Source organism: 'Nostoc azollae' 0708 (assembly GCF_000196515.1).
Lineage (GTDB): Bacteria > Cyanobacteriota > Cyanobacteriia > Cyanobacteriales > Nostocaceae > Trichormus_B > Trichormus_B azollae.
The window spans coordinates 2,439,726-2,453,750 of the sequence record NC_014248.1 but is presented as its reverse complement, the minus strand read 5'-3'; the positions used below and the strand labels follow the sequence as shown (position 1 = coordinate 2,453,750).

The window sequence follows — 14,025 nt, the reverse complement described above, 5'->3', positions numbered from 1 at the left end:
ATCCGCTATCATGGCTGTTCCCAAGAAGAAAACATCCAAATCCAAACGAGACAAACGCCGCGCTACCTGGAGACATAAGGCCGCTGTTGAAGCTCAAAAAGCTATCTCTCTCGGCAAGTCAATTTTGTCTGGACGTTCTAGATTTGTCTATCCAACTGCTGAAGAAGAAGAGTCATAATCTCTCTCTCTATCAGCAAAAGCACAAACCGCGCAGCGATGGGAGTGCTTTTTCGTTGCTTCTCTCATCGCATAAACTACCAACCACTAGATGGTGGGCGTTATAGCTGATGTTTCCAGGAGGTAATTGATGAAATTTTTTCATAAACCAAGTCAAGAAGAAAGTGGACGAGTTCCTCCTGGCCAACATTTAGCTAAAGGTTTTCCTGTTTTAACTTACGGTGCAGATCCCGAAGTTAGTATTGAAGAATAGGAGTTTCGCGTTTGGGCTTTAGCAAAACCTACGGTATTTTTTAAATGGTCAGATTTTTTAGCACTACCTCAAAATGAATTTACAGCAGATTTCCATTGTGTTACCCGTTGGTCAAAACTTGATGTTAAATGGACTGGCGTGAAGGTGAGAGATTTTATGAGTTTGCTGGCAGTAGAACCAAAAGCAGCTCATATAATGGAAAATTGTTATGGTGGTTACACAACAAATATCTCTTTCACGCACTTTTTAAGAGAAGAAAATTTCTGTGCTATTTCGCTCTTTGGTGAACCATTACCAATAGAAAATAGTGGTCCCATGGGGCTATTTAATCCCCACCTCTATGCTTGGGAAAGTGCTAAATGGATTAATAGTTTAGAGTTTTTAGGAAAGGAAGAATTGGGTTTTTGGGAACGGAATAGTTATCACCATCGCGGTGAACCTTAGGCTAAGGAAAGTTACAGTAGTTAAAAATTTTAAATTGTAGGAATTCAGGAGTCAGAAGTCAGGAGTGAGGAGTCAGAATTTTTAAAAAATGGGTTAGTGATCAAATAGGTATTTTTGGTGTTCGGCTGAAACAGCCGACTGCTGACTTTAAATTTAAAATTTGATGCCCAAGTCCCATAATTTCGATCAAAATTAGGGATCTTTTTTTTTACTTTAATGACCGAAAATATAGTGTGGGGAAAGAAGATAATTTGCGAATAGATGATTGGGTTATTTACAAGTTCAAAAAGAATAACATCCAATAAGAGTAAGCCACACAATAAATGATCCTGTCTTGTCAATGAGTGTTCCGACGGGATACATAATGACATTGGGTATTTCTTTTTGTGGAGTTCTCTGAATCCTCAAAAATCTTTCCTACAAGATGTTTCAAGCACCAATGATTTTCTTTAACAGAGGTAGTTTACCCTGATAGGGGGCATAACGCCAATTAATATCGAGACGGAAAGTGTTTTTCAAGACACTTTTGTAATGGGAAAAGGTGTCAAAACTGGCCTTACCATGATAGCTACCAATCCCACTATCACCAACTCCACCAAATGGTAATGAAGAAACTGCTACTTGCATTACTGTGTCATTGATACACATACTACCAGATGAAGTTGCTTGTAAGATTTGCTGTTGTAGGTTTTTATTGTCGGAAAATAGATATAAAGCTAAAGGTTTGGGTTTGGAATTAATCACACTAATGGCTTCATCGATCTCTGTATATTCAATGATTGGCAGAATAGGACCAAAAATTTCCTCTTCCATGACAGGATCTGCTAAGGAAATATGATCAAGTAATGTGGGAGCAATATAAAGTTCTTCTGGATTGGTTTCTCCACCAGCAATAATTTCACCACATTGGAGAAATTTTGCTAATCTATCAAAGTGTTTTTTACTAATAATTCTGGCAAAATCAGGACTGGTTGCTGGGTTATCTCCATAAAATTCTTGCAGACATTTTTTTATACGACTGACTAAATATGGTTTAATTTTTTTATTAACTAATAGATAGTCAGGTGCAATACAAGTTTGTCCAGCATTAATAAATTTACCCCATGTAATGCGTTTGATGGTGTGTTCAAGATTGATTTCTGTATCGACTATACAAGGAGTTTTACCACCTAGTTCTAAGGTTACTGGGGTGAGATGTTTTGCGGCTGCTTCCATGACGATTTTACCGATGGCTGTACCACCTGTAAAGAAGATGTGATCAAATTTTTCTGCTAGTAATTGTTGGCTGGTTTCTACTCCTCCTTGTAAAACTGTAATATATTCTGATGGGAAATATTCACTAATTAGTTGAGATGCTAATCTCGAGGTGTGGGGTGCAAGTTCTGAAGGTTTGATAATTGAACAATTCCCCGCTGTGATCGCACCGACTAAGGGAGATATAATCAACTGAAATGGATAGTTCCATGGTCCAATAATTAAGACCAATCCTAGTGGTTCAGGATAAATTTTGGCTGAGTAAGGAAATAAATCCCAAGAAACTGCTACCTTTTTCGGTTTAGTCCAATTACTAATATTTTTAATTGCATAATCTATTTCTTTAATAGAACCTATTTCTGTGGCATAACTTTCGAATTCTGGTTTGTTTAAATCTGCAGCTAAGGTTTTAATGATGGCTTCTTGATTTTCAGTAATTAGCTGTTTTAGTTTTTTAAGTTGTGTTAATCGAAAACCTACATCTTTAGTTTTACCTTTTTTAAAGAAATCACGTTGTTTATTGATAATTTCCATGTAGTTTTTTGATTGAAGAGTAATCATATTTTTACCCTAAAACAAGGATGAGATTATTTTTGATGATATATAATAGCATAAATTATTTCTAATTAGGAATTAACCTTTGGTAATAAAGGTAAATGAACTATAAAATACTGGCTTTACCTAATTTAGAGTTAACGCTAATTTAACCTTGATATGCTTCGACAATGCGACGTGATATATACAGTCCTAAACCGCTAACAGAATGGTTGTGATAACCTTGATAAAATCGTTGAAATAAAGTCGATTGTTATTCTGGTGGAATAGCTATACTGGTGTCTTCTATTTCAATGATCAGATTATGGTTAACATTAATTGTGTAGTTGAGACGAAGAGTGATCGAATAGGAATTTATAAATTTGATGCCGTTACCAATGAGGTTAGTAAATAGATGATGTGATTCTAAGCGCTCGCCTAACGGGACGTAAACAAAAATCAAGCCCAAATGTAGCCCAGACTGGCTTGCTCAGAAGTAAATACGTTCGGATTTAAGTTGAACCAATCAATCAATAGAAAAGATATGGCTGTTCTAAACGCTTCTAAAGCTGCAGTAAAATTATTCAGAGGTTTCTTGGCCCACCTTGGTCTTAATCCTCCAGTCCACTGATGGCAAAGAATAAAAGTGTAGGCACAGAAAACCAAAATAAAATGGCGCAGTCAACTGCTTTTATCTCCAACTTGATATTCTTTAAGTCCTAACCATCCCTTGGCTTCCCTGTAAAGAACTTCTACCCAATTTCTTTGAGAATATGTATCAACTATCCATTGGGGTGTGACAATTGATGAAGAAACATTGGTCATAAAGTAGTCAATATCAGTGGGTTGAGAGAAATTAGAAGCCTTGATGACGATAGCAATATTCACCTTTCCACTTAAGGCTGATATTTCTACTTCTTTAGTTACTACCCATAATGTTTTGGACTTATCTAACTCCAGTTGAATTTCTCTAAAAGTCTCTTGGGGTAAACTTTGTGCTAATTCATCTAACCTAATTATTTGTGGACTATCCTCTTGGTCACTGGCAAGGACTTTGGGATTTTTAGCTAATCCTCCTCAATACTTTCAGTTCCGATTTTCTATCCTTAATAAGGAAGACCTATTGTGGCCATATCCAGCATCTATAATTACTATTCCTGGTTGATAACCACGGCTTAAGGTCAGATCTATTAATTTAATTCCTAACTCAGGTTTATTCTCAAATCGAGGGTCTTGTTTCCCTTTGGGTCAAGAATCACCGTGGTGATATAACTCATATATCTAATGGTAAGCTTTTACTGCCATCATTATAGACGTATGTGTTGTTACTACTACTATTCCAGTATCCCTTTTCCCAATTTCTCTAATATATTTTCTTCCTACTCCATCCCTAAAATTCCCCCTTTTTCTATGGTCATAATCATCAATTATTAAGCTCAGTCCTCTGGTGATTCTCCTCTGACTACACTTGTTCATAATCTCTAACCGATGCTCATTGACTTGGGAACTGGACCAAGGTGCTTCATTTAAAACGTGGTGTAATCGCTGCTACGTCACCCCTAGGGCATTCTCTGCCATTTGAAATAGGTTTTTTCTCTCACTTTCACCCAATCATCCCCCTAAATCATGTCTCAACTCTCTTTTTTACCATTGATGAGTAAATACACCATCAAACCTTTGACACCATCTTTCAAACCATGGTGCCATTGCTGAGGCAGTGGTTTATTTCATCAGCTTCTTTTAAAGTGAAAGCTACACCGAAACCGCACCATACTCCTTTTTACTCTTAACTTTTGTTTAAGTCCCGCTATGATAGTTTTGCTGTTTCAATCATCAGAAAGATCCAGATTGATAGCTAGTGATTTTCTTGAGCTAGGGGGTCTAATTCTCCAGACATTTCCTGAAGTAATTGCCTAATATCCACTAGTTGAAATATGAGAGTTCTGCGTCCTGCTTCAAAACGATAAACTTCTAATAATAGACCTGTCAGGAAAATTAACTTGGTGTGAAAAAAATGGTAGAAGGGAATTTTGAGGGTGTACCAAAAGGAAAAATCCACTAAATTAACTATATTCAAGAACATCCACATAGTATAAAAGAAATACTGGGAATAACTAACCATCAGTTTTAAGACTTGTTAGCCCAAGGTGAAATGCACCATAAGGAACTTCAAGGTGACATAGAAAGTAAAAACATAGGTATAAATCAGAAAGGAGGAGAGGGAAAGGGAAACTAGAGATAAAACAACAGGTATGTCTATGCTTGTTCTATTGGAGGAAAATGCCAACATTTGAGGTTTTAGGTTTGCATTTCGGTATATGGAAAACGGAAGCAAAGGACACATTTTATTACTGGCTAGAGATATTACGAGATGTTTTCCCTCCTAGTGTCCTTGAACAGGTAGAAAAACATGATAGCGATTATGCCATGGTGACTCAGAACAAAAGGCAGGAAACAAAGAGTTTTCCACCAAGGGTATTTTTGTTGAACAGGTCATTAGACTTGTAAAAACATTCCGGGTACCTCAATAAAGATCTCCCCTGGATTCCCCAATTTACTCACAAGTAATTCTTAGGATTTGTGGTTTAGTCACATTAGGAATTGGTTCATGAGTGTTGCCCATTTCATAAATGTTATGGATATGAGGTCAGTTATGAATTTGTCATCAACATCTTCATGGATAGGAACTATCCGTAACTATTCCCAACCCTGATTTTTCCCTTGGCTCTTTCCTAATCTTAACACTATGGAAAGCTAGACACATACTCCTTTCTAAATTTTTGGACCTCTATATTCTATTCTCCTCTTCCTCTTTGCGTCTTTGCACGAAACAAAAAACGGTGGGTCCGGGATTAGTTCTCCTAGCGTGCCGAAGACATACCTGCTAACCTCTTTCGAGATATAATCCGAGCACCCTACATTCATCGGTCTCAAAGGCAAGTTGCGAATAAGGGAAACCCGGTAAAACAATTCAAAATGAAAAATTTAAAATGAGGAATAAGGTCAATAAATCGACCTTTTCAGGCAATTTTTGAAATCAAGGACTATGGGTTTTACACCTTTCAAGGCTCTACCAAACTGAGCTATCCCCGCAGGAAAACTCAAAGGTTAGAGTTTAGAAAAAATAATTTCAAATCCAAAATCTAAAATTAATTTGGGTGTAGCAAAGCAGGAAGTTAGTCTGTATCTCCGGGAGTTTTAACTAAGGGCATTTTAATTTACAACATTGCAATAACCCTTGATAGGTTGGCCTAAGAATACAAGGTGGGTGCTCTAGCATTTGAGCTATCCACTACATTTAAAAGCTAGCTTCTTTGTGAATCTTTATTGTAAGCTACTGTAGCATACGTATTTTTTAGTTACCAAGTGGGTAGGGAAAAATTCCTGATGTTGTTTTCATATATCACTTTTTCCCTATTTTAAGTAGCTTTTGCCAAATAGTTTGCCGCCATTTTGCCAATGGATACAAAAAAACGTCCCAATTTTTGCCAAGATAATAATATTATTTTGCAAAAATTCACTTGGCATAAATTCACCATGAGTGAAAAAACCATAGAAAATTACGGCAAAAGCTTTCTTGTTCTAATTTTGCCGATATCATTTTTGATTGTTTTCCTCGTCAACACCTGGAGAATTTTACTGCTAGTCTTATTGTTGGTGATGGGTTTAAACCTTTGGCAGCAAAATAGATGGGAAAAGTGGTGTGAGCAAGTAAACCCGCTTTTTTATCAGTTGATTCAGGAAAACCAAGGAAAGATTACACCGATTGATTTGGCACTAAAGGGTAATTTTTCTGGGAATGAGGCAAAACGCTACTTGGATCGAAAAGCAAAGGAATTTGGTGCTAGTTTGCTTGACTCTGAAAATGAGAGTCCATCCTACTACTTTATAAATGCCAGTATTCTTAGCGACATACTTCATAGTAGTGACCCAGTGGAAAAACTTCCTCCTCGACCTGTAACTGCTGAGGTGCGATCACTTTTGGCTCCACCTCCACCCATCCCACAGGAAAAGCAAGAGGAGGAAGAAGCACTAGATGAATCCTTACCAGAAGTGACAGTTAAAGCTACTCATGAGGCACTCACAAAACAGCTGGAAGAACAGTTAGTTTTTGGCTCTCTAATTCAATCGGAACTAGCCAAGCGGCTGGGTGTTTATTCCAGCACTGTTTACAAACGACGTAATGATCCAGATTTTTCCGAATGGAGTCGCAGCCGTGACCCAGATGGGATTGCTTGGTCTTATTCTCGCAAGTCTAGGGAGTTTTTCCCTTTGGAAGAATAGGATGTAGGGATAAATCAATTCAAAATTCAAAATTAAAGAATAGATGTAATTTAATTACGAATTACGAATTACGAATTGACTGTTCCCACTGCTTCGCTGATGGAGGTTAAGCCGTTTTCTTCTAGTTTGGTCAACAAACCACTAAGAATGCGGCGTACCATCATCGGTCCTTCATAAATCCAGCCTGTATAAACTTGAATGAGACTGGCACCGGCTGTAATTTTTTCCCAGGCATCTTCAGGGGTGAAAATGCCACCAACGCCAATTATGGGGATTTGTCCTTGGGTTTGCTGGTAAATAAACCGGATGACTTCTGTGGAGCGATCGCATAATGGCGCACCACTAATTCCTCCGGCTTCTTCTTGAGGTGTTTTACCAGTTTTTTCAATTATTTGGGTTTTGAGTCCTTCTCGGCTGATAGTGGTGTTGGTGGCGATTAAACCAGCGAGTTTATAAGTTTGGGCAAGATTAATAATGTCAGTGATCGCATCCCATTCTAAATCCGGTGCTATCTTGACAAATAGTGGTTTCTGTAATTTGTTTTCCGTTTGTAATAAATCCAAGATATGACCGAGGACGGCCGCATTTTGGAGCGCTCGTAATCCTGGTGTATTAGGAGAAGACACATTAACAACAAAATAATCACCCAAATCTTTCAGCAATCGAAAGCTCTCCAGATAATCCTGTGCTGCTGCTGCTAAGGGTGTTATCTTAGATTTACCCAAATTTATGCCTATGGGTATTGACCGAGATTCTTCTTGATTACTAGATGTTAATCTCGCTGCCATTGCATACGCACCAGAATTATTAAAGCCCATGCGATTCAGGGCTGCTTTGTCTAAAGGTAAACGAAACAACCGGGGAGGAGGATTACCTGGTTGGGTATGATAAGTCACAGTACCTAATTCTGCAAAGCCAAAGCCAAAACTAGGCCAAACACTAGCACCAACTCCATCTTTATCAAAACCAGCGGCTAAACCTACAGGGTTAAGGAACTTTAGTCCAAACAAATTTTGTTCCAGACTTGTATCATATAAACATATAGACTGTTGCAGTCTAGATCTTAACCATCTAGCAGACGGATTATAGCTTGCTTGTGACAGCCAAATAAAACTACGTAGCGTTTGTTGGTGTAACCACTCTGGATCGGTTTTTACCAGAGTAAATAAAAAAGGACTGATTAATGCTTTATAAATATCCAAACTAGCTTAACATCTACCAATTATTACCATTATTATCTGATACCAAATCCAGGATTAAACCAAATTCTTTTCAGGGCATCTTCAATATATTACTACAACTTATGTCCATGGATAATCAGATGGGGCAGCCAAAAAAACCAATAGGCACCGAACAACAAATCCAGTCTTTGGGGAAAATTCCTCAGATACTGAGAGAGGAAAATGATATTGAAGTTCTGATTACAACGACAATTGCTTATCTAAGATAACAGTTTGACTACCAATTTATCTGGCTTGCTCTTTATTTATCACCAAGTAGGCAGAAAATTATATGGGAAGGCAGGAATTACACCAGATGGAGAGACAAGTTTTTTAACAAGATCCGTTTTACTCAATCCCGGAAATTTATTAACGCAAGTGGTTACAGAATTATGTCCTGTAAGTGTAACTAATTTGCGGGGAGAACTCCGCGTTCCTGAATGGCAAGAGGTAGCTGCTAAATATAATATCCAGGGGAAAATTATCTTACCCATTCGGTATAAAGACAATTGCTTAGGTGTGGTATTATTGGGTTCACAACAGTGGGGATATTTACTGGCTGGAGACACAAGAGCAAAACTCTTGATAGTGATAGGTGAACTGGGGGTAGTGCTGGAGCAAAATCAAAAGGAAAACAATCTGTAAAACAACCCCAATAATTCTACCACGGAGTTATTACTAAAACTAGTAGAAAATTTACGATCCTCCGACCAACTCAATAAAAAGCTAGAAGCGTTAGTAGACGCAACCCATCAATTTATCTCTCCCACTCGCACAAATACCTACTGGTTTGAAAGGGAAGGACACTATTTTTGGTGTCGCATGGGCAGTCAATTGGTAAATATAGGTAGGGATTGCACTGTTATGCCTGCTGATGCAGGCATAACAGTGCAAGAGTTAGGCGATGTGTATTATGCTTTAGCGGTTAACCAACTAGTCTGGATCAGTGAATCCAGCAGTTCCCTGAAAAGCCATGCCCAAGGTAAACTGTTACAACGGTTAGGAGTCCTTTCTTTCCTAGCAGCTCCTATCATCTGGCAAAAAGACTTACTTGGCTTTGTGGCTGTAGAAATCACCAACCCACGAATTTGGAACCAAGCAGATCAAAATTTTATTCAAGGTGTCGCTGCGTTACTCTCCTTAAGAGTTCCCACAGACAAAATAGAAACTACTATCAAGCAAATTCAACAAAGTTACCAACTAACGCTCAAATTTGCCCAAGCAGTATATCAAGAGCAAGATTTACAATAAACCTTGCATCCTTGTTCTACAGGACTTTTAGAACAACTAGTGGCAACGCGATTTTTGCTGTTAGAGTATGATTATAATCAAGATATTTATCAAGTGATTTACCAAGGGGTATTAAATAATCGCCCCATTTGGAAATTTACCCCTACCCCTCTGTCAGAGATAGATTTTAATCTGTTGAAAAATGCCAAACAAGCGATAGATATTGAAGCCCTAGAACATGATCTACGTTTATTGAGTTGGCATAAACAGTTATTATAAAATGGTGTGCGATCACTTTTGATTTGCAACTGCATTCAAGGTCATAAACCTGACCTATTAATGATAATTACTCATAACAGTCATCGTGCTTGGACAACTCTGGAAAAACAATTATTGTGGGTAATCAGTCAGTATATTGGTGTTATCGTTCGGAATGGACAGCTCAATATTATCAGTCAAGAACAACAAAGAATCGCCAAAATTTTTAAAAAATACCCAAACATACTCATTCAATCTGAAACTGACACAACCGAGTCAAATGCTCTCACAGAAATAGCCACTGTTTTGCAATGTCCCCTCGCTATCATCCTCACCTGGAATCAAGGTCAGAATCGGGCGGAAATTATTTACGGTGTAACTACCAATTATCAATTTAGCGTTATTGCAGATGTACGGATTTTCATCAACAGAGATGTTCTCATTGAGTTGGCATTGGCACATCAGAGTTATTTGATTTTTCAAGGTTATGATTTGCCAGTAGAAACAAGGCAATGGTTAGCTATTCCTGACCGGAGTCGAGTATTTGTCATGGCATTACATAGTACAGATGATTCTGAGCCCACAGGTATAGTATTGATGGCAGATTATGGAGAAAAAGAATAGTCAGAACTTGGACTCAGTGCTACAGTAACTCTTATTACTCAATTAGCTTGGTGGCACAGTCAACAAAAAACCATTCAAAACCTCAAATTCAATACTGAAGAATTACGAGAACTCAACTGGTACAAACATGGTCGTCTAGAAGAAATTCATAGAATGTCAGGGTTGGTACTGGCTCAAATTCGTGATTTGGGTATTCCCAGCGATGAACTAACTCAAATGCGTTATAAGCTCGTCTTGCGGCAGTTAAATTACATTGCCAACTCAATGACAGGAGTCATCAAACAAGAGCAGTGGCAATTACATCTTAGTTGGGAAACTATGACAATTTGTGGTTTGTTAAAACGAGCCACTGAAAGAGTAGATGCTGTAGTTAAGCAGCAACAACTTTGGATAGGTGTACATGGTTTAGGAAAACCCCTAGAAGAAGTAGAATCACCCAAAAATACTTCCTCATCTGGAGAGCTAATCACTTCGCCTAGGCCATCTCCATTGGCTACAGCTGGCGACATTGTGAAGATTGAATTAGTTATCTATGAATTATTGGCTAATGCGTGTAAACCTTCTCCAATAGGTGACAGAGTTGATATTTGGTGTCGTCCCATAGATGAGCGATTACTGGAAATATCAATTATAGATAATGGCATTGTTGATCAACAGCTACTAGCAGAGCTAAATGATAATACATCCAATGATGTACTTGCTTCGTCGCATCTCAATCAACCACCAGGTTTGCATTTACTAATTTGTCGACAACTAATCAAGCAATTAGGAGGAGAATTACAGATATATCAGTTACGAGATACTCAAGTAGTCAGTCGTTTAATATTGCCTTTAGCACCTCATCATTGGGAAGGAAATACTTTAGGTAATACCTTGGGAAGGACTTCAGCCTCAATATTGAGCCAGGAGTAAGCTATGTTTTAAATACTTCATGCCAAAATCTAAAATCTAAAGTTTTTATGGGACGTACTCGTTCTAAATCTGACTTGCCTCAAAAAATTTGTCCAGTATGCTAACGCCCCTTCACTTGGCGGAAAAAATGGCAAGATTGTTGGGATGAAGTTAAATACTGCTCAGAACGTTACCGTCGTTGTCCTTCTGAAGCTAAAGGGGATAGGTGAATTTTTATTGTTGACTGAGAAAATAATTGACAGTTGACAATTGATAACTGATAACTGTTAAAGCTACACAAAAACAAATAGATGAAGTTACAGGTACAACCTAAGTTAATTATTCATGGTGGGGCTGGTAGTTCTCTCCAAGGTAAGGGAGGATTGGAGACTGTAAGGCGATCGCTCCATGCTGTAATAGAGGAAGTCTATTCACTCTTGGTGACAGGTGTAAGCGCTTCCGAGGCTGTAGTCCGGGGTTGTCAAATGTTGGAAGATAACCCCCATTTTAATGCTGGTACTGGTTCTGTTTTACAATCTGATGCTCAAATCCGTATGAGTGCTTCTCTGATGGATGGTACATCAAGGCGGTTTAGTGGTGTGATTAATGTTTCACGGGTGAAAAATCCGATTGAAATGGCGCTATTTCTGCAAAACTCACCAGATAGGGTATTGTCTGATTTTGGTTCAGCGGAGTTAGCGCGAGAGTTACAAGTTCCCAGTTACAATCCTTTAACTGATTTGCGGCTGAAGGAGTGGATACAAGAACGGGACGATAATTTTAAAAGGACTATGGCTGGCGTAGTTGCAGAACCAGAAATGGCAGAAAGTTCTAATGCGGGACGGGGTACGATTGGTGTGGTGGCTTTAGATGGCTATGGTAAATTAGCGGCTGGTACTTCCACTGGTGGTAAAGGCTTTGAGCGCATTGGACGAGTAAGTGATTCTGCTATGCCAGCGGGAAATTATGCCACTAGTTATGCTGGTGTAAGTTGTACTGGCATTGGTGAAGACATTATTGATGAGTGTTTAGCAGCCAAGATTGTCATCCGGGTTAGTGATGGAATGTCTTTGCAAAAGGCTATGTTGCGCTCATTCACTGAAGCTAGTAAGAATGAACGGGACTTGGGTGCGATAGCTCTTGATGCCACTGGCGCGATATCCTATGGTAAAACCAGTGAAATATTGCTGGCTGCCTATCACAATGGTGATACCATCGGCGATACCTTGGAATGGAATGATGGGGAATTGATTGGCTATTGTTGAGGAGGATTTTTTTAACGCCTCATCTTGAGACTTGAGACTCTGCAAAAGAAAAACCCCTACTAACTTAGCCAATGTAGGGGTTTTTCACTATTTTTAACAATTTTAATCCTCTTTCTTAGCTTTATCCCGTGTTACCGGGACGTAAACAAGAATCAAGCCCAAATGTAGGCCAAACTAGCTTGATAAGAAGGAAACACGTCCGGATTCAAGTTGAACCAATCAATCAATAGAAAAGATATAGCTGTTCTCAACGCTTCTAAAGCTTCAGTAAAGTATTCAAAGGTTTCTTAGCCCACCTTGGTCTTAATCCTCCAGTCCACTGATGGCAAAGAATAAAAGTGTAGGCACAGAAAACCAAAATAAAATGGCGCAGTTAACTGCTTTTATCTCCAACTTGATATTCTTTGAGTCCTAACCATCCCTTGGGTTCTCTGTAAACAACTTCTACCCAATTTCTTTGAGAATATGTATCAACTATCCATTGGGGTGTGACAATTGATGAAGAAATATTGGTCATAAAGTAGTCAATATCAGTGGCTTGAGAGAAAGTTGAAGCGTTGATGACGATAGCAATATTCCCCTTTCCAGTTAGTTAAGGGTGATATTTCTACTTCTTTAGTTACTACCCATAATGTTTTGGGTTTATCTAACTCCAGTTCAATTTCTGTAAAAGCCTCTTGGGGTAAACTTTGTACTAATTCATCTTGGGGTAAACTTTGTACTAATTCATCTAACCTAATTATTTGTGGACTATCCTCTTGGTCACTGGCAAGGACTTTAGGATTTTTACCTAATCCTCCTAAATACTTTCAATTCCGATTTTCTATCTTTAATAAGAAAGATGTATTGTGGCCATATCCAGCATCTATAATTACTATTCCTGGTTGATAACCACGGCTTAACGTCAGATCTATTAATTTAATTCCTTAAAGTTAGATCTATTAATTTAATTCCTAACTCAGGTTTATTCTCAAATAGAGGGTCTTGTTTCCCTTTGAGTAAAGAATCCACCATGGTGATATAACTCTATATCTAATGGTAAGCTTTTACTGGCATCATAATAGATGTATGTGTTGTTACTACTACTATTCCAGTATCCCTTTTCCCAATTTCTCCAATATATTTTCTTCCTACTCCATCCCTAAAATTCCCCCTTTTTCTATGGTCATAATCATCAATTATTAAGCTAAATCCTCTGGTGATTCTCCTCTGACTATACTTGTTCATAATCTCTAACTGACGGTCATTGACTTGGGAACTGGACCAAGGTGCTTCAGTTAAAACGTGGTGTAATCGGTGGTAGGTCACCCCTAGGGCATTCTCTGCCATTTGAAATAGGTTTTTTCTCTCACTTTCACCCAATCATCCCCCTAAATAATGTCTAAACTCTCTTTTTTCCCCTTGATGAGTAAATACATCATCAACTCTTTAACACCATCTTTCAAACCATGGTGCCATTGCTGCGCCAGTGGTTTCTTTCATCAGCTTCTTTTAACGTGAAAGCTACACCGAAACCGCACCATACTCCTTTTTACTCTTAACTTTTGTTTAAGTACCGTTAACAACATATAACCACTCAAGACACTTCCTA

12 protein-coding genes and 4 pseudogenes are annotated in these 14,025 nt (G+C 38.3%); 11 read left to right on the top strand and 5 right to left on the bottom strand.

The genetic code is table 11. The features are described from left to right. Window positions 1-10: 10 nt before the first annotated feature. Together rpmF and AAZO_RS11215 are read left to right on the top strand one after the other, a co-directional pair. Window positions 11-178, top strand: a complete 168-nt coding sequence (rpmF, locus tag AAZO_RS11220) for a 50S ribosomal protein L32 (RefSeq protein ID WP_013191327.1) — start codon at window positions 11-13, stop codon at window positions 176-178. Window positions 179-307: 129 nt separating this feature from the next. Then, window positions 308-874: pseudogene (locus AAZO_RS11215) on the top strand (molybdopterin-dependent oxidoreductase). A gap of 429 nt (window positions 875-1,303) precedes the next feature. Here AAZO_RS11215 and AAZO_RS11210 read toward each other — a convergent pair. The 3 genes and pseudogenes from AAZO_RS11210 to AAZO_RS37990 all read right to left on the bottom strand — a co-directional run bounded on the left by AAZO_RS11210 (window position 1,304) and on the right by AAZO_RS37990 (window position 4,721). Then, window positions 1,304-2,689: an aldehyde dehydrogenase gene (locus tag AAZO_RS11210; RefSeq protein ID WP_013191326.1), complete on the bottom strand. Its 1,386-nt coding sequence runs from the start codon at window positions 2,687-2,689 to the stop codon at window positions 1,304-1,306. Between the two features lie 432 nt (window positions 2,690-3,121). Then, window positions 3,122-4,369 (bottom strand): annotated as a pseudogene (locus tag AAZO_RS30015) (IS701 family transposase). A gap of 148 nt (window positions 4,370-4,517) precedes the next feature. Beyond that, window positions 4,518-4,721: a hypothetical protein gene (locus AAZO_RS37990; RefSeq protein WP_228371619.1), complete on the bottom strand. Its 204-nt coding sequence runs from the start codon at window positions 4,719-4,721 to the stop codon at window positions 4,518-4,520. Window positions 4,722-4,942: 221 nt separating this feature from the next. Between AAZO_RS37990 and AAZO_RS11190 the strand changes: the two genes are divergently transcribed. After that, on the top strand, window positions 4,943-5,170 hold the full coding sequence (locus AAZO_RS11190) for a transposase family protein (protein ID WP_013191325.1): 228 nt from the start codon (window positions 4,943-4,945) through the stop codon (window positions 5,168-5,170). A 1,029-nt stretch (window positions 5,171-6,199) separates the two neighbouring features. Then, window positions 6,200-6,946: a hypothetical protein gene (locus tag AAZO_RS11185; RefSeq protein ID WP_013191324.1), complete on the top strand. Its 747-nt coding sequence runs from the start codon at window positions 6,200-6,202 to the stop codon at window positions 6,944-6,946. Between the two features lie 68 nt (window positions 6,947-7,014). On the opposite strand, the gene AAZO_RS11180 is transcribed toward AAZO_RS11185, so the two are convergent. Further along, window positions 7,015-8,148, bottom strand: coding sequence for a quinone-dependent dihydroorotate dehydrogenase (locus AAZO_RS11180; RefSeq protein ID WP_013191323.1), 1,134 nt, complete (start codon window positions 8,146-8,148; stop codon window positions 7,015-7,017). 252 nt (window positions 8,149-8,400) lie between these two features. On the opposite strand from AAZO_RS11180, the gene AAZO_RS42485 reads away from it, so the two are divergent. The 7 genes and pseudogenes from AAZO_RS42485 (at window position 8,401) to AAZO_RS11170 (ending at window position 12,434) form a co-directional block, all read left to right on the top strand. After that, window positions 8,401-8,811 (top strand): hypothetical protein, encoded by a 411-nt coding sequence (locus tag AAZO_RS42485; protein ID WP_338027136.1) that lies wholly within the window; start codon window positions 8,401-8,403, stop codon window positions 8,809-8,811. Between the two features lie 219 nt (window positions 8,812-9,030). Then, window positions 9,031-9,417, top strand: coding sequence for a GAF domain-containing protein (locus AAZO_RS42480; protein ID WP_338027135.1), 387 nt, complete (start codon window positions 9,031-9,033; stop codon window positions 9,415-9,417). Window positions 9,418-9,420: 3 nt separating this feature from the next. Beyond that, on the top strand, window positions 9,421-9,675 hold the full coding sequence (locus tag AAZO_RS42475) for a hypothetical protein (protein WP_338027134.1): 255 nt from the start codon (window positions 9,421-9,423) through the stop codon (window positions 9,673-9,675). Between the two features lie 60 nt (window positions 9,676-9,735). Next, window positions 9,736-10,278 carry a hypothetical protein gene (locus AAZO_RS42470; protein WP_338027133.1) on the top strand — a complete coding sequence of 181 codons (543 nt, stop codon included), beginning with the start codon at window positions 9,736-9,738 and terminating at the stop codon, window positions 10,276-10,278. 153 nt (window positions 10,279-10,431) lie between these two features. Then, window positions 10,432-11,190 carry an ATP-binding protein gene (locus AAZO_RS42465; RefSeq protein WP_338027132.1) on the top strand — a complete coding sequence of 253 codons (759 nt, stop codon included), beginning with the start codon at window positions 10,432-10,434 and terminating at the stop codon, window positions 11,188-11,190. Window positions 11,191-11,237: 47 nt separating this feature from the next. Beyond that, a pseudogene (locus AAZO_RS30010) lies at window positions 11,238-11,399 on the top strand (DUF2256 domain-containing protein). Window positions 11,400-11,480: 81 nt separating this feature from the next. After that, complete coding sequence (locus AAZO_RS11170; RefSeq protein WP_013191322.1) at window positions 11,481-12,434, top strand: isoaspartyl peptidase/L-asparaginase; 954 nt, start codon at window positions 11,481-11,483, stop codon at window positions 12,432-12,434. Between the two features lie 152 nt (window positions 12,435-12,586). Here AAZO_RS11170 and AAZO_RS30005 read toward each other — a convergent pair. Beyond that, a pseudogene (locus AAZO_RS30005) lies at window positions 12,587-13,916 on the bottom strand (IS701 family transposase). Window positions 13,917-14,025: the final 109 nt, after the last annotated feature.

Bases quoted from the DNA above. Each gene is read 5' to 3' on its own strand.
- rpmF (WP_013191327.1), top strand. From the start codon at position 11: ATGGCTGTTCCCAAGAAGAAAACATCCAAATCCAAACGAGACAAACGC.
- AAZO_RS11210 (WP_013191326.1), bottom strand. From the start codon at position 2,689: ATGATTACTCTTCAATCAAAAAACTACATGGAAATTATCAATAAACAA.
- AAZO_RS11190 (WP_013191325.1), top strand. From the start codon at position 4,943: ATGCCAACATTTGAGGTTTTAGGTTTGCATTTCGGTATATGGAAAACG.
- AAZO_RS11185 (WP_013191324.1), top strand. From the start codon at position 6,200: ATGAGTGAAAAAACCATAGAAAATTACGGCAAAAGCTTTCTTGTTCTA.
- AAZO_RS42480 (WP_338027135.1), top strand. From the start codon at position 9,031: ATGCCTGCTGATGCAGGCATAACAGTGCAAGAGTTAGGCGATGTGTAT.
- AAZO_RS42470 (WP_338027133.1), top strand. From the start codon at position 9,736: ATGATAATTACTCATAACAGTCATCGTGCTTGGACAACTCTGGAAAAA.
- AAZO_RS42465 (WP_338027132.1), top strand. From the start codon at position 10,432: ATGTCAGGGTTGGTACTGGCTCAAATTCGTGATTTGGGTATTCCCAGC.
- AAZO_RS11170 (WP_013191322.1), top strand. From the start codon at position 11,481: ATGAAGTTACAGGTACAACCTAAGTTAATTATTCATGGTGGGGCTGGT.